This is a genomic window from Microbacterium sp. P26, from assembly GCF_023712585.1.
GTDB lineage: Bacteria > Actinomycetota > Actinomycetes > Actinomycetales > Microbacteriaceae > Microbacterium > Microbacterium algihabitans_A.
The window spans coordinates 144,955-166,893 of sequence record NZ_JAMAXZ010000001.1; the positions used below are offsets into that span (position 1 = coordinate 144,955).

A 21,939-nucleotide genomic window follows, 5' to 3' on the forward strand; every position below is an offset into this window, starting at 1 on the left:
CGTCGCCGATCATGACTCCTCCGATCGAGCGCAGCGCCGTGCTCGACGACGTCTCGAAGGCGATCGTCGAACAGCTGCAGGAAGACGGCCGCCGGTCGTACGCCGAGATCGGCAAAGCCGTCGGTCTCAGCGAGACGGCCACGCGCCAGCGCGTGCAGAAGCTGCAAGAGGCCGGCGTCCTGCAGATCGTCGCCGTCACCGACCCCCTTCAGCTCGGTTTCGCCCGCCAGGCGATGATCGGCGTGCGCGTGTCGGGAGACACCCGCGTGGTCGCGGGGGCCATGAGCGAGATCCCCGGCGTCACCTACGTGGTGTCGACGGCCGGCTCGTTCGACCTGCTCGTCGAGATCGTCTGCGAGAGCGACGACGACCTCATCGACGTGCTCAACGATCGCATCCGGTCGTTGCCCGACGTCGTCTCGACCGAGACGTTCGTCTATCTCAAGCTCCACCGTCAGCTCTACAACTGGGGAACGCGATGACTCTTATCGAAACCGACCAGCATGCCGACCTCCAGGCCAAGGCCCGCGACCACCTCTGGATGCACTTCTCCCGTCAGTCGACGATGACCGACGGCCCCGGAGTGCCGATCATCGTCAAGGGCGAGGGCCACCACATCTGGGACGCCCGGGGCAAGAAGTATATCGACGGCCTCGCGGGCCTGTTCGTGGTCAACGCCGGCCACGGACGGCGCCGCATCGCGCAGGCCGCCGCGAAGCAGGCGGAGGAGCTCGCGTTCTTCCCCCTGTGGTCGTACGCGCACCCCGCGGCCATCGAGCTCGCCGAGCGCCTGGCGAACCTCGCACCCGGCGATCTGAACCACGTCTTCTTCTCCACCGGCGGCGGAGAGGCCGTCGAGACGGCGTTCAAGCTCGCGAAGCAGTACTGGAAGACCCAGGGCAAGCCGACCAAGCACAAGGTCATCTCGCGCGCGATCGCCTACCACGGCACCACGCAGGGCGCCCTGGCGATCACGGGCCTGCCCGTGATGAAGCACATGTTCGAGCCGGTCACCCCGGGCGGATTCCGCGTGCCGAACACCAACTACTACCGCGCCGCCGAGTCGGGCTTCGGAGGCGGCACCCCCGAGGAATTCGGCCTGTGGGCGGCCGACCGCATCGAGCAGATGATCCAGTTCGAGGGTCCCGAGACCGTCGCCGCCGTCTTCCTCGAGCCCGTGCAGAACGCCGGCGGGTGCTTCCCCGCCCCGGCCGGCTACTTCCGGCGCGTCCGCGAGATCTGCGACAAATACGACGTGCTGCTCGTCTCCGACGAGGTCATCTGCGCGTTCGGCCGGCTCGGCCACTACTTCGGCGCCTCGGCCTACGACTACCAGCCCGACATGATCACCTTCGCCAAGGCCGTGACCAGCGGGTACTCCCCCCTGGGCGGCACGATCATCAGCGACCGCATCTACGAGCCCTTCGCCCACGGCGACGCGACCTTCCCGCACGGCTACACCTTCGGCGGCCACCCGGTGTCGGCGGCGGTCGCGCTCGAGAACCTCGACGTCTTCGAAGAGGAGGGACTGCTCGAGAACGTCCGCACCAACTCGCCCGTCTTCCGCTCGACGCTCGAGCAGCTGCTCGACCTGCCGATCGTCGGTGACGTGCGCGGCGACGGGTACTTCTTCGGCATCGAACTCGTCAAAGACAAGGCGACCAAAGAGACCTTCGACGACGACGAGTCCGAGCGCCTGCTGCGCGGATTCCTATCGAAGGCCCTGTTCGACGCGGGACTGTACTGCCGCGCCGACGACCGGGGCGACCCGGTCATCCAGCTCGCACCCCCACTGACCCTCGGTCCCGCGGAGTTCACCGAGATCGAGCAGATCCTGCGCTCCGTGCTGACCGAGGCCTGGACCCGCCTCTGATCTCCGGATGCCGGCGCCACCACGTCGGCATCCGGTCCCTCCCGGCGCCACCCGCGCCGACTCCCCCGCTCCCACCCCGAGCGGTGCTCCGCCCGCTGTACCCCGACATCAGCCCCACGGACGCGACGCCCGATCGCGCACCGCACCCTCTAGGAGGAGCCACGAACGACAACCTCGCCGCCACGACGGCCGCATCCCGCTCGGGAGCGAAACTCGCCCGCACCCTCGGCCTCTGGTCGATCGTCGGCCTCGGTCTGGGGTACATGACCCCCACCGTCGTCTTCGACACGTTCGGCCTCGTCGCCGAGAAGACGAACAACGTCGTACCGGCCGCCTACGCGGTCGCGCTCGTCGTGCTGGTCTTCACCGCCATCAGCTACGGCAAGATGGTCCGCGTCATCCCGAGCGCCGGCTCCGCGTACACCTACGCCCGCGAATCGATCCACCCCGGCGTCGGCTTCGTCGTGGGCTGGACCGCCCTGATCGACTACATGCTGCTGCCGATGGTGAACGCGCTCATCCTGCGCAGCTACATGGAGGCGCTCTTCCCTGACGTGCCCGGCTTCATCTGGGTCATCGTCTTCACCGCCGGCGTCACGGGCGTGATCTACCTGACGATGCGCGGAACCTCGAACGTCAACATGATCCTGCTGGTGTTCTCGATCCTCGTCATGACCGTGTTCGTCGTGATGGTCGTCGTGCAGCTCGTCGGCGGCGCGGGAGCCGGGACCGCGGTCTCGATCGCCCCCTTCGCCCACAGCGAGGTGCAGTTCGGTGCCGTCCTGGCGGGGGCCACCGTGGTGTGCTTCTCGTTCATCGGCTTCGACGCGGTCTCGATGTACTCCGAAGAGGCCAAGACGCCCAAGATCATGCCGCGCGCGATCCTGCTGACCCTGGTCGCCGGTGGCGTCATCTTCCTCGTCGCGGCGTACGTGACTCAGCTGCGCTTCCCCGACTCGACGGCCTTCCCGCAGGAGGCGATCGAAGACAGCACGCTGCCCGAGATCGGCGTGCAGGTCGGCGGTCCGGTGCTGCAGGCGGTGCTCACCGCAGCCGGGTTCGCGGCGACGCTCGCGTCGTGGCTCGCCTCGCACGCGTCGGTCTCGCGCATGCTCATGGTGATGGGCCGCAACAACGTGCTGCCGCGCCGGATCTTCGGCTTCATCAACCCGAAGACCCACACTCCGACCTTCTCGATCGTCATCGTCGGCGTCGTGAGCCTGCTCGCGATCGCGTTCACCCTCGAGCAGATCGCGGCGTACATCAATTACGGCGCGCTCGTGGCGTTCACCTTCGTGAACATCTCGGTGATCGCGTGGTTCGCGGTGCGACAGGGGCGGCGCAAGACGCCGGCCGACATCCTCAGCTACATCGTCATGCCGGCGATCGGCATGGTGCTCACCGGTCTGCTGTGGGTCAACCTCGACATGCACGCCCTCGTCGGCGGACTGATCTGGACCGGGATCGGCGTGGTGTACCTGCTGGTGCTGACGCGCGGGTTCCGTCGCCCGATCGCCTCGTTCGACGAGAACGAGCCCGTCACCGGCTTCAACAAGACCATGCCGGGGCCGCGTTCCGAGATCTGACCCGCCCCGCTGACAGGCCGCGGCATCGCTTTCCGGGTGCCGCGGCCTCGGCGCGTCCGGGCGACCGGCCGCCGTCAGGGCAGGGTCCGGATGCCGCGCCCCCGGCGCCCCGCGCGGCTCCGGCATCGGTCATCCCGGCACTCCGCGCGGGCCCGCCCACCGCACCCCGAGCTCCTCCCGACCCCGCGTCATGCGCTCGGCCCGCAACCCACAGCGCTCTCATATCCGGCTGATATCCGCCACCGTCCTGACCGCGCGACCCTGTGCATCGTGACCCCTGCCCTGCCTCTCGCGCGCTGGTGGCGCGAGCCGTGGTGGGCGCGCCTCTCGCTCGTGCTCATCGTCGCGGGCTTCGTGGTGCTCACGTGCTGGAACCTCTCGCGTGGGGGCGACTTCTCGTTCTACGAGGCGGCGGCGCGGTCGATGTCGCAGTCGTGGCGCGCCCTGTTCTTCGGGGCCTTCGATCCGGCGGCCACGGTCACCCTCGACAAGCTCGGCGGCTTCGCGGTGCCGCAGGCGCTCAGCATCCGCGTCTTCGGCATGTCGGTCTCGGCCATCGCGCTGCCCCAGGTGATCGAGGGTGTGATCACCGTCGTCGCGTGCGCGGTGATCGCGCTGCGCTGGGGAGGGCGCGGTGCGGGGCTGGTCGCCGCCGCGGCCGCCGCGTCGACCCCGATCTTCGTGTCGATGTTCGCGCACCCAATGGAAGACGGCCTGCTGACGATGGCGCTCGCGGTGGCGGTGGTGTGGTGGCAGCGCGCGGTGCTCACCGCGCGCTGGTGGCCGCTGCTGGTGGCGGCCCTGTTCGTCGGCATCGGCTTCCAGGCGAAGATGATGTCGGCGTGGTTCGTGCTGCCGGCGCTGATCGTGGCCACGCTCGTCGCGGTGCCGGACCGCCGTCGCGCCCTCGCCCGCGCCGGTGTGGTGACCGGGGTGTCGGTGGTGGTTTCGGTGGCGTGGATGGTGGTCGTCGCGCTGGTGCCCGCGGGCAGCCGCCCCTACGTCGACGGGTCGACCGACGACGACATCTTCGCGATGGTGTTCGGCTACAACGGCCTGAATCGCCTCGCCCCCGGCGCCTACCCGGGGTCGGTCGGTTCGTCGGGCGGCGCAGGCGGCGTGGGCTCGACGCTCGCGAGCATCGTGCACGCTCTCGTGGCCCCCGCCTCGACGGGTCAGCACGGCAGCCTCCCGACCCTGTCGAAGCTCATCGAGCTGCCGTTGGTGACCCAGATCGGCTGGCTCTACCCGGCGGCTCTCGCCGGCATCGTGCTGGGGCTCTGGCGATACGGACGCCGCCGCGGCGCGCGCGCTCTGCCGCCGGCTCGCCTCATGCGCTTCGCGCTCGTCGTCCTGGCGACGGTGTGGCTCGCGACGGCCGGCGCCGTGCTCACCCTGACGCGCGTGCCGCACACGGCGTACGTCGCGTCGCTGGGCGTGCCGATGGTGCTGCTGACCGCCGTCGCCTGGCGCGAGGGCGTCCGGCTCCTGCGCGCGCCCACCCTCGCCCCGCGGCTCGTTCTCCCGGCCGTCGTCGTCGCGCAGGCGGCGTGGTGGACGTGGCTCATCGCGCGGGCGCTGCTTCCGACCGTGCTGCTGATCCCCGCGATCGCCTTCGGTACGACAGGCCTGGTGATCGGGCTCGTCACGGCCCTGGGCGGGAGGGGCACCCCCCGGCCGCTGCGACGAGCCGCTCCTCTCGCCCTGGCCGTCGCCCTCCTGTGCCTGCCGGTCGCCACCAGTCTGCAGGTGCTCGACGACGCCCGCGACGGCAGCGGTGGCGACGCGTACGTCGGTGTCACGGCGGTCGGCGGCAACAGGGACGAGGTGTTCACGGTGTCGACACCCGCGCCGTGGGGCGGCCACCCTTCGCTGACGCCCGCGCTCGCCCAGCTGGTGTCGCTCGCCGAGAAGCACGGCGGCGGAGCGGACGGGACGCCGCTGTTCGTCACCGACTCGTGGGCGATCTCGGCGCAGATCATCGACGCGACCGGAGCAAGTGTGCTCACCGACGGGGGCTACAGCGGTCACGTGCCGGTGTTCACCACCGACCAGCTCACGCAGATGGTCGACACGGGGCGCGTGCACCTGTTCGCCGTGGCCTACGGAGCGCCCGAGGGCGACCCCGTCCGCGAGGTGGCGACCGGTCCCGGCTGCCGCACCCTCACCACGGTGACGTTCGCCCCCGCGAAAGAGGCCGACGACGGTCGACCCGCGTCGAAGGCGACGGGGGTCACCCTGTACGAATGCCGGTGACCCCGCCCACGATCAGGGGACGGATGCCGTGAGCGTGGCCGCCGTGACGTTCGCCCCCGACGGCATCCGGGCCGTCCCCGAGATGCTCACCGTGTACGCGTGCCCGGAGACCCGATTGGTGAACACCGTGGACGAGCGCGAACCCGACACGGTCACGGGATACGAGCGGCCGGTCGTGGTGTCGGTCACCGTCACCGTGAAGGCCGTGAAGGTGCCGATGCCGTTCGTCGTCCACGCCAGCTTCGTGCCGGCGCTCACGGTGCTCGCCGTGAGCGCAGTGATCTTCGGCTCCGCGGGGATCACGGCGAGCAGATCGGTCGTGTTCGCGGGCACGTTCGCGACGTGGCCCCGGGCCCCGGTGTCGGCGAAGAACTGCGAGACCTCAGCGGCCTTCCACGTCGGGTGCTCCTCGAGCAGGCGCGCGGCGAGGCCGGCGACGTGGGGGCTCGCGAGAGACGTTCCGCTCGCCAGCCCCGATCCGCCGTCCTTCGAGGTCGAGGTGATGCTGCCGCCGGGGGCGAGCACGTCGACGCACGGGCCGCGGTTGCTCATGTAGAGGAAGTTGCCCGCAGGCTCGGTGGCCCCCACCGCGATGACCTTCGGGGCACGTGCGGGCGAGATGGTGCAGGCGTCGACCTCGTCGTTGCCGACGGCCGAGACGACGACGAAGCCCTTGTCGACGAGCGCGCTGGAGACGTTGTCGAGAGTGTCCCACTCCGGAGTGCCCAGGCTCAGGTTGACGACCGCCTTCTGCCCTGAGAAGTTGTCGGAGATCCACCCGAGGGCGGCGATGACGTCCCAGCCGTTGCCCTCTCCGTAGCAGCCGAAGACACGCACCGGAACGATGCGCGCCTGCTTGGCGACGCCGTAGGTCGAGCTGGCCACGACGCCCGACACCATCGTGCCGTGGCCCTGGCAGTCGTTGGTCCCCTGCCCGTCGCCGATGAAGTCCTTGCCCGCCGCGGCGTCGACCCGACCGCCGAAGTCGGGATGCGCCGCCCAGACACCCGTGTCGACGACGAAGACCGTCGTGCCGGCGCCGGTCGAGTCGTACAGGTAGTGCTGATCCTGCGCACCGGCGGTGTTGTCGACGGCGTCGATCCCCCACGAGCCCACGGGCGACTGATCGCCCGCCACGCGGACGACCGGGTTCGGAGTGACCGTCGCGTCGGGGAGCGCTTCGCGCACGGCTTCGGATGCCACGGCCGGAACCGCCGCGTAGAACTCGTCACCGAGGGTCACCTGACCGGCGGCGGTGACCCCGGGGATCGCCAGCACCTGCTCGCGCTGGTCGACCGGCACGGTGACGATGTCGTACGAGAGCTTGATCTGCTGACGCTCGACGTCGGTGGCATCCGCCGGGATGGGGAAGTCGTCGACGACCGCCGGCGACCCCTCGGGCTGCGGCGCCGGTGCGACGGTCACCGGCCCCGCTTCGGTGGGCGCCGCCGCGGCGGGCCCCCACCACGCGGTCGTGGTGACCGCGCCGATGAGCGCGAGGCCAGCGGCCAGCGTCACGACGGCACCGCGTCGGCGCCCCGCGAGACGGAATCGTTCGGTCATGCTCGTGTGCTCCTCGCTCAGGGACCGACCGCGGTCACCGGGTCGGCGGTCAGTTCGGCGCCCGACGGCATCCGCGCCGACCCCGTGATGCTCACGCTGTAGGCGTGTCCGGCCTGCACGTCGGTGAAGACCGTCGACGACCGGTCGCCCGAGACGGTGACGGGGTACGCGCGCCCCGTCGTCGTGTCGGTCACGGTGATCGAGAACGACGTGAAGGTTCCGATGCCGTTGGTGGTCCATGCCAGCGACATGCCGCTCGCCGTCGTCCCGGTCGTCAGCGACGTGATGCGCGGGACCATCGGGATCGCGGCCGTGAAGTTCACCGTGTCGGTCGGCACGTTCGAGATGTGCCCGGCCGCGGCGGGGGTGTTCAGGAACGCCAGAACGTCGGCGGTGGTCCAGGTCGGATGCTGCTCGAGCAGGCGCGCCGCGAGGCCCGCGACGTGCGGCGTGGCCATCGACGTGCCGGTGGCGTACGCGATGGCCCCCTGGATCGGGATGGTCGCGATGTTGTCGCCGGGGGCCAGGGTCTTCACGCACTTGCCGTAGTTGCTGTACGAGCTGTAGCTGCGCTGCTCGTCGAAGGCACCGACGGTGATGACGCTCTCGGCCGCCGCCGGTGATTGCGTGCAGGCGTCGCGGGCGTTGTTGCCCGCGCTCACGACCACGACGAACCCGTGCGTGGCGGCGTAGTTCACCATGCTGTTCAACGTCGCCCACCGGCCCATGCCGAGGCTCATGTTGATGACCATGCGGTCGGGCGGATAGGTGTCGACGATCCACTTCACGGCGTTCAAGAAGTCGTAGGCCAACCCACCGCCGGTGCACCCGAAGACGCGGACGGGGACGATCTTCGCCTGTTTCGCGACGCCGTAGGTGGTGCTGCCGGCGATGCCGGCGACGGCCGTGCCATGACCCGAGCAGTCGTCGAGGCCGTTGCCGTCGTTGATGAAGTCGCGCCCCATCGACGTGTCGACACGCCCGCCGAAGTCGGCGTTCGAGGCTCGCACGCCACTGTCGATGACGAAGATCGTGGTGCCCGCACCCGTCGCGTCGTACAGGTAGTGGTCGTCCCGCGCGGCATCGGAGTTGTCGACCACGTCGAGGCCCCACGAAGGCGCCGGGCTCTGGTCGCCGTCGGGCGTGACCTCGCTGTTCGGCTCGATCTCGGCATCCGGAAACGACTCCCGCACGAGCGCGGTCTGCGCGTGCGGCACGGCCGCCATGAAGGTGTCGTCCAACGTCATCGGACCCGCGAGCGTGATGCCCGGCAGCGCGGTCAGCGCATCTTTGTCGGCGAGGGGCACGGTGACGATGTCGAACGACGCCTTGATCCGCAGGCGCTCTTCGTCGGTGGCGTCGGCGGGCACCCCGAACTGCGCGGACCACGACTCGGCGGCGGCGTCCGTGTCGCCGGCGGCCGGCCCGACGCCGGCCGTGGGAGAGCCGGCAGGGGGACGGGATGCCGCCGTGGAGGCGACCCCGTTCTGACTCGAGGGCGCGACCACCGCAGCGGTCACGCCCGCCGACACGAGCAGCGCGACAGCGAGGCTGAGAGACCACACCCGTCGGGAGCGGAGGATTCGAGACGACATACGCGGTCTTTCCGTGTCAGGGGGCGGTGATCATGACCGGATCGGTCGTCACCGAGGCGCCCGATGACACCGTCGCCGTGCCGACGATCCTGATCGAGGAGGGGTGGCCCGAGACCACGTTGGTGAAGACGGTGGACGACTTGGTGCCCGACACCGTGACCGGGTAGACGCGCGTCGTCGTGGTGTCGGTGACGGTGATCGAGAAGGCGGTGAAGGTGCCGATCCCGTTGGTCGTCCACGCCAGCGACAGGCCATTCGCCCCGGCGGTCGCCGTGAGCGCGGTGATCGTCGGAACGGCGCCCGACGTGGGAATCGCGGCCACGAGGTTGACGGTGTTCGCGGGGACGCCGGTGATGCGCCCGGTGGCGGCCGCGTTCGTGAAGAAGGCCATCACGTCGGCGCGGACCCAGGAGGGATTCGCCTGCAGCAGTCTCGCGACGAGGCCCGAGACATGCGGCGCTGCCATGGAGGTGCCGCTCGCCGTGAGGGTGCCGCCCTGGTAGTTGAGCGACTTGATGTCCTGCCCCGGGGCGAGGATGTCGACGCAGGAGCCGTAGTTGCTGAAGCCACTCCACACGCGTCGGTTGTCGAAGGCGCCGACCGTGATCGTGCTGGAGGAAGAGGCAGGGCTGACGTTGCACGCGTCCTGGGTCTCGTTGCCCGCGGCACCGACGACGACGAAGCCCTTCATATTGGCGAAGCTGATCATGTTGTCGACGTTCCACGCCGAGGCGCTGTCGAGACTCATGTTGATGACCATGCGGTCGGGCCAGCGGTACTCGGTCGTGATCCAGTTGAGCGCGTACCAGATGTCGGTGGTCGTGCCCCGGCCCGAGCAACCGAACACGCGCACGGGAACGATGCGCGTCTGCTTCGCCACACCGTAGGTCGCACTGCCGACGGTGCCGGCCACGTGCGTGCCGTGGCCGTTGCAGTCCTCGGTGCCGAGACCGTCGCTGACGAAGTCCTTGCCTGCAGCGGCGTCGACGCGGCCCCCGAAGTCGGACAGGGTGGAGTTCACCCCGGTGTCCATCACGAACACCGTCGTGCCGGCGCCGGTGTTGTCGTAGAGGTAGTGGGAGTCCTGCGCCGCGGCCGCGTTGTCCACGACGTCGAGCCCCCACGACGGGGTCGGCGTCTGGTCGGCGTCGGCCGAAGCGAGCTGATTCTGCTGGATCTCGGCATCCGGGATCGCCGAGCGGACGAGATCGGACTCCGAGCGCAGGACGGCTCCCGACACGGTGTCGTCGCCGGCGATCGGCGCGACCACCCGCACGCCCGGCAGAGCGAGGAGTCGCTCGCGCTCGGAGAGAGGAACCGTCACGAAGTCGTACGCCAGCTTGGCCTGCAAGCGCTCGTCGTCGGTCGCGTCTGCGGGGAGGTCGAGCCCGGTGATCCATTCGTCCACCGCTCGCGACGCCGCCGTCTGCTCGACGGATGCGTCGGCGCCCGCCGCGGTCAGCTCCGACGTCGCACCCGACGGCGGCGTCGGAGCCGTGTCGCGAGCGGCATCGCTCGAAAGCGAGGCGACGGCCACTCCCCCGGCGACGAGGGCCACGCTCAGCGTGGCGAGCGCCGCCCAGCGGAACGTGCGCCGGTGGGGAGGAGGTGTCACGATCTTTCCCTTCGAAGGGGGTGGCGGAGGCTCCCGCGCGATCCCGTCGCGCGGTGACTCACGCGCGTCACGGGCCGGTCGCGGTGACCGGATCGGTCGTCACGGAGGCGCCCGATGAGACCGTCGCCGTGCCGATGATGGTGATGGAGTAGGCGTGGCCCGCGATGACGTTCGTGAAGACGGTCGACGACTTGCTGCCGGACACGGTCACCGGGTACGCGATTCCCGTCGTCGTGTCGGTGACCGTGATCGCGAAGGCGGTGAAGGTGCCGACGCCGTTGGTCGTCCACGACAGCCCCATGCCGCCCGAGGCGGCGCTGGTGGTCAGCGAGGTGACCTGAGGCTGTGCGGCCGCCACGGGGATGGTCGCGATCACGTTGACCGTGTTGGCCGGCATGTTGCCGAGGCGTCCGGTCGAGGCGGCCGTTTTGAAGGAGGCCAACACGTCGGACCCGAACCACGAGGGGTGGGCCTGCAGCAGGCGGGCCGCGAGCCCCGCGACGTGCGGGGCGGCCATGGAGGTGCCGCTCGCGGTGGCCGTGCCGCCGTTGACGTAGGTGGAGGTGATGTCTCCGCCGGGGGCGACGACCTTCACGCACGAGCCGTAATTGCTGTAGACGCTGTAGTTGAGCGCCTTCGTGTAATACCCGACGGTGATGACCGACGACGTCGAGCCGGGGGACGAGTTGCACGCGTCCTCGGACTCGTTTCCGGCGGCGGCGACCACGACGAAGCCGCGGCTGTTCGCGAACGACGCCGTGTTGTTGATCGGGAAGTACTTGGGCACGCTCAGGCTCATGTTGATGACCATGCGGTCGGGCCAGCGATTGTTGTCGGTGATCCAGTTGAGGGCGTAGTAGACGTCCATCGCCGAACCGGTCTCGGAGCAGCCGAACACCCGCACCGGGATGATGCGCGTCTTCTTGGCCACGCCGTACGTCGTGCTGCCGACCGTCCCCGCGACGTGGGTGCCGTGCCCGAGGCAGTCCTCGGTGCCCCGACCGTCGTTGATGAAGTCCTTGCCCGCGGCGGCGTCCACACGACCACCGAAGTCCGGGTGGTCGGACTGCACACCGCTGTCCATGACGAAGACGGTCGTCCCGGCTCCGTCGTTGTCGTAGCGGTAGTGACCGTCCTGCACACCGCCGGCGTTGTCGACGGAGTCGAGACCCCACGAGGGAACGGGGGTCTGATCGGCGTCGACCTTGGCGACCTGGTTCGGCTCGACCACGGCATCCGGAATGCTCGCCCGCACGATGTCGGACTGCTCGCGCAGCACGGCCACCGAGAGGGCGTCGTCGCGCACGATCGGCGCGACGGTGTCGACACCGGGGAGCGAGAGCAGAGCGTCGCGCTGGCTGAGGGGAACCGTGATGAGGTCGTACGCCAGTTTGGCCTGCAGCCGGTCGTCGTCGGTCGCATCGGCGGGAAGGTCGACCGCGTGGATCCACTCGTCGGCCGCGGCGATACCCGTTCCCTCGGCCGACGCAGCGGGGTCGGGCGTCTCGGAGGCCGTCGGAGTCGGGGCGTCGGCGGCCGCCGCGACCGCGGGGATCGCGTCATCAGCGGGAGGCCACAGCGCGAGGGTCACGCCCCCGGCGATGAGCAACGCCCCGATCAGGCCGACGGCGATCCACCGGAGAGTGCCGCGAGGGCCCCTGCGCCGGGAAGGATCGACACTCAGCATGACGAGGTCGAGACGGTGAAGGGAACCGAGACCTTGTTCGAGCCGAACGACGCCGGGGCCGCCGTGCCGTAGGCCGACACGGAGTTCGCGACGCGCCCCGAGGCGTCTTGGTAGATCGCGCCGTTCAGGGCGAACAGGTCGGCGCCGAGCGGCGTGCAGCCGGTGGGCACGTTGCTCGCCGTGCGCACAGCGTTGCCCGAGACCATGAAGAGCGCCGCCTCGCCGGTGCCGCTGCGGCGGACCGGCAGCAACCGCTCGCCCGCGTAGTAGGGGTTCGGCGTGAGCGTCCCGAACGCGGCGATCCCGGATGCCACGAGGCCGGTGCCGTAGGCACTGGTGCCGTCCCAGCTCACCCGGTAGATGTTGCCGGAGGAGAGGAACAGGTCGTCCGCGATCGGGGTCGCACCCCCACCCGGGCCGTTCGCGGTGCCGTATTCGGGCGCCGTGCGCACGTCGTTGTCGGGCAGGCGGAGGATGCGCGCAGACCCGACGGTCGAGCGGTACGGCAGGAAGAATTTGTTCGACGAGCCACTGCCCGCGTCGTGCGAGATGAGCTGGCCCGCCTGGGCCACGTCGGTGGCCACGGCCACGCCGCCCCGGTAGAGGGAGGAGCCCGAGAGGAAGAGGTCGGCCGCGAGGGGCGTCGCCCCCGACGGCGTGCCGCTGACGGCCGTCAGTGTGCCCGCGCTGGTGCTGAACACCGCCGCCGAGCCGTCGCTGCGCCGCACCGGCAGCAGGAAGGTGGAATTGCCCGAGGGCGACTCGACGAGCCTGCCCACCGCTGAGATGCCGGTGGCCACCGCTCCGGTGCCCGACTTGTACAGCACGCCGCCCGCGAGGAAGTAGTCCAGGCCGACGGGCGTCGATCCGACCGGCACGCTCGTGACGTTGGCGAGGCCGCTCGGCGAGGTGAGGATGCGGGCATCGGATGCCGTCAACGAGGCCGACGCGCTCGCGGCCCCCGACGACGACGCCGACAGCGTGCCGGTCGCACCGTTGCCGGGCACGTGGATCGTGCCGCACGACACCGACCCGTCGGAGCCGGTGACCACGGTCGCGGAGGTGCCGCCCCCGTCGAAGGTGTAGCCGCCGGAGAGCTGCAGGGCGATGGTGACCCCGACCGCGGCCGCTGCGCCGTTCGCCGCCCTGACGACGGCCGTGGTGATCGTGCCGCACGTGACGCCGGAGTACGACGCCGCCGAGAACGAGAGGGTCGTGCCCGAAGCGGCGAAGGCCGGGGTCGCGGCGACGAGGGCCACCGCCGGCACCGCCCAGGCGGCGCCGTGAAGGATCACCCGACGGGAGGGGTGGGCGGGGAGGTGGAGCGGGCGATCGACGGAGTGTCGCACAGGTCGTCCTTCCTGACGGGCCGGTGGGCGTCACGGCTGAGGACCCACGACGTGCGGGTGACGATTCCCTATGCGTCGGCGAGGGACGCGCTGAGAAGACGGTTCCCGAAGGGGGTGAAAGCCTGAGACGTCGGCATCCGGTCGCCGTTCTCCGCGGATCGGATCGCGGAGACGATGGTGCGGCCGATCAGGGCGATCGGCTCGTGCTCACCCGGGATCTCACCTGCCCGAGGCTCGCCAGGGCACGTCATGCGCCCCCGGTAGACTTCAGCCAGTGTCCAGAACCCGAGCCGAAGCCGCGTACCTGCGCTCGGCGACCGCGTTCAAGAACCCCACGCTCGACCTGCTGCACGGGCGGTTCGCCCCGTTCGTCGTCGCCGTACTGTCGGTCGTGTTCACCCCCGACCGCCCCGCCGTCGCGGTCGCCGACGCCCACGTCGAGGTCGCCGAGGCGATCGACGAGCTGCGCGCCGCGGGCATCGACAGCGACGACGACCGCCGCATCCCCGCCGGCACCGCGCGCGAGATCTGCCGCGGGTGGGTGCGCGTGGGCTGGCTGAGTCTGCAGATCGAGGACGACGTCGAGGTCTACCGGCTGTCCGCCCACGCCGTGGGCGCCCTCGAGATCGCCGGTCGCGCAGGCGGCGGCCGTGCCCGCGTCTCGCGCTCGCGCGTGCGCACCCTGCTCGATGCGGTCGAGCGGCTCGCGCGCGACGCCGAGAGCGACCCCGCCCGGCGCCGAGAGGCGCTGCTCGAAGAACGCGCCGCCCTCGATGCCGAGATCGCCGCGCTCGACGAGGGTGTCGTCGAACCGCTCGACGACGATCACCTGCTCGAAGAGGCCGAGAACGTCATCCACCTCGCGCGGGAACTGCCGGCCGACTTCTCGCGCGTGGCCGAGTCGATCACCGCGATGCAGCGCGACGTGGTCGCCGAGTTGCGACGCGACGTGCGCCCCACCGGCGAAGTGCTGCGCGAATACCTCGAGCGCGGGCGCCAGGTGATGCAGGCGACCCCCGAGGGGCGGGCGTTCCAGGGCGCCCTGCGCCTGATCGGCGACCCCGAGAACATCGACGACCTCACCGACCAGCTGCACGCCGTGCTCACCCAGCCGTTCTCGCGCCTGATGACTCCCGAGCAGCGCGGAGAGCTCGACGCGATCGCGAGGCGCGTCGAGGCCGGCGTGCAGGAGGTGCTCACCGCGCAGCGACGCGCCTCGCACGTCATCACCGCGCAGGTGCGCACGCACGACCCGATCCGCGACCGACAGGTCGACGACCTGCTGCGCGGCGTCATGGCGGGCCTTCACCGCTGGAGCCAGACCCGCTCCCCCGGTCGCGTCGAGCCCGTGCGCACGTTGCCCCTCGCCGACATCGGGCACCTGCGCCGATCCCTCAGCGACGTGCGTCCTCCCGGGGCGCCGGAGCCCTTGGCATCCGGAGACTCCGACGTCGAGTTCGTCGACGCCGACACGCGCGCGTGGGGCGGCCCGCACTACGCCGAGCTCGAACAGTACGTCGCATCGCTCGCCGAAGGCTTCGACCTCGCGACCGCTTTTGCGGGAGCGGATGCCGAGACGCGTCGCCCCGTCGACCTCGTGGGCCTGCTCGAGATCGTGCACCGCGACGGCCTCGTCGAGCACGACGACGTCTCGATCGTCGAGGCCGTTCGCCCCGACGGGACGACCCGGCGCTTCGCCTTCGGGGCGGTCTCCGCCCAGCTCCACACAGAAACGGATGCCGATGACTGACGTCGACGCTCCCTCCGGCGGGGACGACAGCCCCGCGTTCATCGCGCCGGTCGCGATGGAGAACGACCCCGACGCGCTGTTCGCGGGCGACCGCGGCACGCTCGACGCCGACGTGCGACGCGTGCTCGTGCGCATCCTGCAGCGGCGCTTCCTCGTCGCCGAGAGCTCCCCCGCCGAGTGGAAGCTGCTGCTCGAGCACCAGCAGATGATCGAGTCGCGCCTGAACGACCTGTTCGTGCGCCTCGTCGTCGACCACGCCCGCGGCGTCGCCTACAAGGAGCAGGTGCGCAGCGACGAGCTCGACGTGCCGATCCTGTTGAAGGACGAGGCGTACTCCCGCGCCGAGACGCTGGTGCTCGTCTACCTGCGCACGGTGTTCCAGCGCGAGACGACCGCCGGCACGGCATCCGCCCGCGTCGATGTCGAAGAGGTCGAGCAGACGGTTCTCACCTACTTCAGCGAGACCGACGGCACCCGCGCGAGCCAGCAGCGGGCCGTCCGCACCGCGATCGCGCGCCTCGATCGCGAGGGAATCATCGAAGAGGAGTCCGAGGGGCGCTACCGCATCGGGCCGCTCATCGAGATCGTGCTCAGCGCCGAGGTGCTGCGCGATCTGCAGCGGTGGTTGGAGGAGCAGGTGGCGGATGCCGCGGCATCCGCCCTAGCCGACACGCTCGAGGAGGAACTCGTATGACCATGCTCGAGACGCTGTTCGGGCTGATCCCCGCCGCCTCCCGCGGGCAGCAGTGGGTCGCCGAAGACCTGCAGCTCATCAACTGGGGCGGGTACGACGGCACGCACCGCGTGCGCTTCGCGCCGACCGCGACGCTGCTGTGCGGCGGCTCGGGCTCGGGCAAGTCCACGCTCATGGACGCGTACGTCGCGCTGATGATGCCGCACACGACCCCCTTCAACGGCGCCTCGAACGGCGCTGTCGTGGGTCGCCCGCGCGGCCAGGAGCAGCGCAACATCCTCTCGTACGGCCGCGGCAAGCTCGACGAGTCGCGCACCGACGAGGGCACCAAGGTGCGCGTGCTGCGCGGCGACGGCGTCGATACGTGGACCGCGATCGGCATGACCTGGGCCGATCACGACGGTGCGCGGTTCACCGCGGTGCGGGCCTGGTACTTCCCCGCCGCCGCCCGCACGCTCGACGACGCAGTCAAGGTGCGCGCGACCGTGCACGGGGCGTTCGACCTGCGCCGGCTCGAGCGGGCGGCGCAGAGCCACCTCTCCGACTCCGCGGTGCGGGCGACCGGCCTCGACACCCTCGCCACCGACCGCGAGTTCTCGGCGCGACTGCACGCCGTGCTCGGCATCGGCGCGGCGGGGGCGGGAACCAAGGCGATGAGCCTGCTCGCACGCATCCAGGCCGGACAGCAGATCACCACCGTCGACGACCTCTACAAGCGCATGGTGCTCGAAGAGCCCGAAACGCTCGCCGTGGCCGACGCGGTCGTCACGCACTTCGACGGACTCGAGTCGACGCGCACGCGCATGCTCGAGGCCCGCCAGCAGGTGCGGGCCCTGCAGCCGATTCGCGGCATGAAGACGCGCATCGACGACGCCGCCGAGCGCCTGCGCCTGATCGACGCGCTCGGACGCTTCGGCGACCCCGAGTCGCGCGCCTCGCTCTGGCGCGCGCAGCGCCGGGTCGACCTGCTCGAAGCGGTCGAGGCCGAGCTGCGCGACCGCACGCACGCCACCGACGCCCTGGTTCGCGAGCGCCAAGCCCTCGCCGACGCGGCCGAGGCCGAACGCGAAGGCCTCGGCGACGTGCTGCGCGCGGCCGGCGGCGACCGCCTCGACGCGGCGCAGCGCGAGCTGCGGACCCTCGAGCGGCGCCTGGCCGGCATGCAGCGCAACCGCGAGCGGTTCGAGGCGGCCCTCGCCGTGCTCTCGGTCGAGGTCGCCACCGAGAAGCAGTTCGACGCGCTCGTCGCCGAGGCGCGTCGTACCCTCGCCGACACGGATGCCAAGAGCGCGGTGCGCGATGCCTTCGTCGCCGCCAGCAGCCGGCACACCGACCTGCGCCAGCAGCTCGCCGCCCTCGAGGCCGAGCACCGTCGCACGCAGACCCGCGACGACAACATCCCCCCGCGCCTTCACGAAGCGCGCGAAGCGCTGGCCGAAGCCGCGGGACTCACCGCCGCCGAGCTGCCCTTCGTCGCAGAGCTCGTCGACGTGCGCACCGAGTTCGAGCCGTGGCGCGGGGCGTTCACCCTCGCCCTGGGCGGATTCGCGACGACGCTGCTCGTCGACGCCGCACACCTGGCCTCGTTCCGCTCCGCGATCGACGGCGTGCGCCTCGGCGAGCGTCTGCGTTTCGAGGGCGTGCCGACCGACCTGCCCGAGCGCGGGGCGCTGGACCCGGCGACCCTGCCCGGCCGCCTGGAGTTCCGCTCCTCGCCCTTCACCGGCTGGCTGCAGGACCGCCTCGAGCAGCAGTTCGCCTTCGTGTGCGTGGATGCCGCATCGGAGCTCTCGCAGCACCGCATGGCGCTCACGATCTCGGGCCAGACGAGCCAGGGTGCCCGCGGCGCCCACGGCGGGTCGGCTCGACAGAGCATTCTCGGCTTCTCGTCGCGCGTGCGCCTGACCGAGCTCGGCGAGCAGATCGTCACCGTGCGCCGCGACCTGACCTCGGCCACGGCCGCGGTCGACGAGGCCGCCGCCGCCCTCGACGCCTTCGACGACCGACGCGGCGCCCTCGAGAAGATCGCGGATCTGTCATGGGACCAGGTCGACGTGGCATCCGTCGAACGCGATCTCGACCGCTGGAACGAAACGGTCGTCGAAGTCACCGCGGGAAACCCCCGCATCGCCGAGCTGCAGGAGCAGATCTCGGGCGCGAAGGCCCGCGTCGCGCGCCTGCGCGAAGAAATCGGCGGAGCCAAGACCGAGCAGCAGGCGCTCGCCGCGCGCTGGGCCGAGATCACCGACGACGTGGATGCCGCGCAGATCCTGCTCGAACGGGCCGACGACCGCGAGATGACGCTCACCGACGACGAGGTCGCGTACCTCGACGGGCTGTTCGTGGCGCCCTCCGGCGATGACGTCTCGCCCTCGCAGCGGCTCGCGCGGTTCGACGCGGCCCTCGAGTCGGCGTCGAAGCGCCTGCTTGAGGAACAACGCGCGGCGCAGGAGACGTGGAGCGATCAGCGCGAGAGTCTCCGCCGCACGATGACCGCGTTCACCGACCGGTGGCCCAGCCCCAACCTGCTCGCCGACCCCGACGAGGCGCTCGGTGACTTCGAGCGGATCCTCAGCGAGCTCGAGGCCAGCGGCCTGCACGAGCTCGAAGCGGAGTGGCGCGACTCCTTGCTGCGGCTGTCGGGCAACGACCTCACGAGCCTCGACTCCGCGCTCACGCGTGCGCTGCGCGAGATCCGCGAGCGCATCGCCCCGATCAACGACATCATGCAGGACCTGCCGTTCTACGACGACGAGCACCGCCTGCAGATCGTGCCGCGCGAGAGCCAGTCGGAGGTGCGCAAGCGCTTCCGCCGCGAGCTGCGCGACGTGCGCGCGGCGATCGACTCGGCAGGCTCCGACGAGGAACGCGAGGCCGTGTACGGGCGCATGGCGCGGTTGATCAACCGCATCCGCCCCACCGCCCCCGACTTCGCCGACCTCGTCGACGTGCGCAACCACGTGCGGGTCAGCGCCGAGCGCTTCCGCGCCGACACCGGCGAGCACGTGGCGCTGTACGACCACATCGGCGAGAAGTCGGGCGGTGAATCGCAGGAGCTGATCGCCTTCATCGTCGGCGCCGCCCTGCGGTATCAGCTCGGCGACGCGGGGTCGGAGCGCCCGCGCTACGCCCCCGTCTTCCTCGACGAGGCGCTCATCAAGGCCGACGCGCACTTCACCAAGCGCGCGATCGGCGCCTGGCGCGGGCTCGGCTTTCAGCTCGTCATCGGCGCGCCGAACGACAAGTACAGCGCGATCGAGCCGCACGTCGACGTCGAGTACGACATCCTCAAAGACACCCGCGGGCGCTCGTGGGCGAAGGCGAAGGTGGCGCTGCCGGCGTGAGCTCGGGCTGATCCGTGGCGCAACCTCAGCGGATCGGACAACCTCCGTCGGGTTGGGGGTCACGCGGCTGAGGTTGCGCGGATCGCGGAGGGTGCGAGGCGTGCACAGTCCTCGGGCGCGACCACAACCTCAGCGGACCGCACAACCTCCGTCGAGAGGGAGGCTCCGCGGCTGAGGTTGCGCGGATCGCGGAGGGTGCGAGGCGTGCACAGTCCTCGGGCGCGACCACAACCTCAGCGGACCGCACAACCTCAGTCGAGATGGCGGCTCCGCGGCTGAGGTTGCGCTGATCGCGGAGTGTGCGGAACGCGCTCAGCCCTCTCGGGCGCGGAGCGCATCGTCGACGCCGCGCAGGGCGACCGGGCCGGGGCCGTTCAGCTCCGCCCGCGCCGAGGGAACGTCGCGAAAGTAGCGCACCACGGTGGCGACCCGGTTGGGGTCGGACCCGAGTGCGAGCATCGGCGCCTCGACGCGCGGACCGGCACCGTATGGCAAAACAGCGAACAGGGCGACGACGGCGACGAGCCAGGTGGGCCGCCGACCGTTCGGGAAGACCGGGATGCGCGGGTCGGTGGACGGAAGTCGAGGAGAGACGGCGACGATCCCCATGGTCACCCCTCGTCGGCGCGAGTGACCTGAGACATTGCGGATTCCCCCTCTGCGCACCGTCCGGACAGACTACCGATCGGCCGGGATCGCCCGCGCGCGGGCGTGGCGGGGGCTCGCGGCGGAATTGCCGCCCTCGGGAATGTCCGCGACCCTCTCTACGCTGTGCTCAGGGGCACGGCGGAAGGCGGCAGGCATGCAAGGACTCGAGATCACGGTTCTGCTGGGATTGGCGATGCTCGTGGGCACCGTCCTGGCTCCCCGACTGCGCGTGGCGACACCGCTCGTGCTGCTCGTCATCGGCCTCGCGCTCGGCTTCATCCCCGAGCTCCGCCAGATCGAGCTGCCACCCGAGACCGTGCTGCTGCTGTTCCTGCCCGTCATGCTGTTCCGCGAGGCGTGGACCACGTCGCTGCGGTCGGTGCGTCGCTCGCTGCGCTACATCATTCCGATGAGCACTCTGCTCGTCGTGGCATCCGCCTTCGCCGTGGCCGGGGTCGCGACGTTGATGGGTGTGCCGTGGGAGGCCGCGCTCGTGCTGGGTGCTGCGGTTGCCCCGCCCGACGCCACGGCCGTCGCCGCCCTCGGCCGACTGCTGCCCGCCAAGACCTTCATGAAGCTCAAGGCCGAGAGCCTCACGAACGACGGCACCGCCCTCGTGCTCTACGCCATCGCCGTCGCGCTGCTGCTCGGCGACCAGATCACCCCGCTGCAGATCACCGGCATGGTGCTGCTGTCGTACCTCGGCGGAGCCGCCGCGGGCATCGCCGTGGCCGCCGCGGCGTTCTTCGCCCTGCGGCGCATGCAGTCGACCCTGACGATCAACCTCACGATGGCGCTGGTGCCGTTCGTGTCGTTCTTGATCGCCGAGCTCATCGACGCCTCCGGTGTGCTCGCCGTCGTGTTCGCCGGCCTCATCATGGCGTGGGTGTCGCCGCGCATCACCACGGCCATGTCGAGAAGGGCGGCGGATGCCACCTGGCCCTTCGGCGTCTACCTCCTCAACGGCGCCCTCTTCGTGCTCATCGGGCTCGAGGTGCAGCTCGTGCTGCACGAGATCTCGGGGTCGGAGATCGGCATCCTGCTCCTGGTGACCGTGGCCGCCTGGATCGCCCTGTTCGTCGTGCGTTACCTGTTCCAGTGGCTGTTCTCGCCGTTCTCGCGTCCCGCCGCCGGATCGTCGCGGTCGCTGCGGCATCGATCGCGCATCGTGTGCACCGTGGCCGGGTTCCGCGGAGCGGTGTCGCTCGCCATCGCCCTGTCGGTGCCGGTCACCACGGCCGCGGGCGACCCGGTGGCCGGGCGCGACGCGATCGTGTTCGTCACGGCGGGTGTCATCGTGCTCACCCTGCTCGTGCAGGGGCCACTGCTGCCGGCGGTCATCAAGTGGGCGAAGCTGCCCAACGACGACGCCGCGATCGAGGAGTACGAACTCGCCGAGCGCGCGATCTCGGGAGCCGCGCTGTCTGCGCTCGACGACCTCGCGGTCGAGCACGGCATCAGCGACCGGGTGCGCGACCGCGCACGGCGCGAGGGGTACGAACGCCTGGAGCTCGCCAACGCGCGCGCCGTCGCCCGCCAGCGGGCGATCGAAGAGCGTGACCTCGCCGAGCTCGACGCCTCGTTCGACGACGACAGCTCGGCGACGGGGCCGCTCCCGCCCGAGGCACCCGAGTCCGACAAGCGCAACGCCGACCGCGCCTCGTCGGGCACCGATGACGAGGGCACGGCCTTCACCGGTCCCCTGCAGATGATCGCCGTCAGCGACGACATCGACGTGACGCAGCGCTCGCCTCTGCTGCGGCACAAGGAGGCGCAGCGGCTGCGGCTCGCGATCCTCGACCGCAAGCGCGAGGTGCTCCTGCGCCTGCGCCGCGAGGGCACGATCGACGACCTCGTCGCGCGCAAGATCCTCGCCGGTCTCGACCTGGAGGAGATCCGCACGCGGGGGCTCGAGAAGGCGAGCGACTAGCCCCAGCGGGGCGATCGGACCCTGCTCCCGCCACCCGGCGGCATCCGCG

14 protein-coding genes are annotated in these 21,939 nt (G+C 70.8%); 8 read left to right on the plus strand and 6 right to left on the minus strand.

Features of this window, described 5'->3' with window-relative positions:
• Positions 1-11: 11 nt before the first annotated feature.
• From M3667_RS00755 to M3667_RS00770, 4 genes are all read left to right on the plus strand, one after another.
• Positions 12-482 carry an Lrp/AsnC family transcriptional regulator gene (locus tag M3667_RS00755; protein ID WP_144828063.1) on the plus strand — a complete coding sequence of 157 codons (471 nt, stop codon included), beginning with the start codon at positions 12-14 and terminating at the stop codon, positions 480-482.
• Positions 479-1,873: an aspartate aminotransferase family protein gene (locus M3667_RS00760; RefSeq protein ID WP_251503733.1), complete on the plus strand. Its 1,395-nt coding sequence runs from the start codon at positions 479-481 to the stop codon at positions 1,871-1,873. Before M3667_RS00755 ends, M3667_RS00760 begins: the two co-directional genes overlap by 4 nt.
• Positions 1,874-1,956: 83 nt before the next feature.
• Positions 1,957-3,459 carry an APC family permease gene (locus tag M3667_RS00765; RefSeq protein ID WP_308196412.1) on the plus strand — a complete coding sequence of 501 codons (1,503 nt, stop codon included), beginning with the start codon at positions 1,957-1,959 and terminating at the stop codon, positions 3,457-3,459.
• A gap of 270 nt (positions 3,460-3,729) precedes the next feature.
• Positions 3,730-5,715 carry a glycosyltransferase family 39 protein gene (locus tag M3667_RS00770; protein ID WP_251503736.1) on the plus strand — a complete coding sequence of 662 codons (1,986 nt, stop codon included), beginning with the start codon at positions 3,730-3,732 and terminating at the stop codon, positions 5,713-5,715.
• A 12-nt stretch (positions 5,716-5,727) separates the two neighbouring features.
• Here the strand turns inward: M3667_RS00770 and M3667_RS00775 are convergent, their stop codons facing one another.
• From M3667_RS00775 to M3667_RS00795, 5 genes are all read right to left on the minus strand, one after another.
• On the minus strand, positions 5,728-7,278 hold the full coding sequence (locus M3667_RS00775; protein ID WP_251503739.1) for a S8 family peptidase: 1,551 nt from the start codon (positions 7,276-7,278) through the stop codon (positions 5,728-5,730).
• Between the two features lie 17 nt (positions 7,279-7,295).
• Positions 7,296-8,843, minus strand: coding sequence for a S8 family peptidase (locus M3667_RS00780; RefSeq protein ID WP_251503742.1), 1,548 nt, complete (start codon positions 8,841-8,843; stop codon positions 7,296-7,298).
• Positions 8,844-8,889: 46 nt separating this feature from the next.
• Positions 8,890-10,488, minus strand: coding sequence for a S8 family peptidase (locus tag M3667_RS00785; RefSeq protein WP_251503745.1), 1,599 nt, complete (start codon positions 10,486-10,488; stop codon positions 8,890-8,892).
• A gap of 67 nt (positions 10,489-10,555) precedes the next feature.
• A complete protein-coding gene (locus tag M3667_RS00790) occupies positions 10,556-12,175 on the minus strand; it encodes a S8 family peptidase (protein WP_251503748.1) in 1,620 nt (539 codons plus the stop codon).
• Positions 12,169-13,524: a hypothetical protein gene (locus M3667_RS00795; protein ID WP_251503750.1), complete on the minus strand. Its 1,356-nt coding sequence runs from the start codon at positions 13,522-13,524 to the stop codon at positions 12,169-12,171. The genes M3667_RS00790 and M3667_RS00795 overlap by 7 nt, the downstream gene beginning before the upstream one ends.
• Before the next feature lie 274 nt (positions 13,525-13,798).
• On the opposite strand from M3667_RS00795, the gene M3667_RS00800 reads away from it, so the two are divergent.
• Genes M3667_RS00800 through M3667_RS00810 form a run of 3 tightly spaced genes read left to right on the plus strand, consistent with a single transcriptional unit; the run spans position 13,799 to position 19,312 of the window.
• Positions 13,799-15,274: a DUF3375 domain-containing protein gene (locus M3667_RS00800; RefSeq protein ID WP_251503753.1), complete on the plus strand. Its 1,476-nt coding sequence runs from the start codon at positions 13,799-13,801 to the stop codon at positions 15,272-15,274.
• Positions 15,267-15,968, plus strand: coding sequence for a DUF4194 domain-containing protein (locus tag M3667_RS00805; RefSeq protein WP_251503756.1), 702 nt, complete (start codon positions 15,267-15,269; stop codon positions 15,966-15,968). Before M3667_RS00800 ends, M3667_RS00805 begins: the two co-directional genes overlap by 8 nt.
• Complete coding sequence (locus M3667_RS00810) at positions 15,965-19,312, plus strand: ATP-binding protein (protein WP_251503759.1); 3,348 nt, start codon at positions 15,965-15,967, stop codon at positions 19,310-19,312. The genes M3667_RS00805 and M3667_RS00810 overlap by 4 nt, the downstream gene beginning before the upstream one ends.
• 312 nt (positions 19,313-19,624) lie before the next feature.
• On the opposite strand, the gene M3667_RS00815 is transcribed toward M3667_RS00810, so the two are convergent.
• On the minus strand, positions 19,625-19,921 hold the full coding sequence (locus M3667_RS00815) for a hypothetical protein (protein ID WP_251503762.1): 297 nt from the start codon (positions 19,919-19,921) through the stop codon (positions 19,625-19,627).
• A gap of 193 nt (positions 19,922-20,114) precedes the next feature.
• Between M3667_RS00815 and M3667_RS00820 the strand changes: the two genes are divergently transcribed.
• Positions 20,115-21,890 carry a Na+/H+ antiporter gene (locus M3667_RS00820; RefSeq protein WP_251503765.1) on the plus strand — a complete coding sequence of 592 codons (1,776 nt, stop codon included), beginning with the start codon at positions 20,115-20,117 and terminating at the stop codon, positions 21,888-21,890.
• Positions 21,891-21,939: the final 49 nt, after the last annotated feature.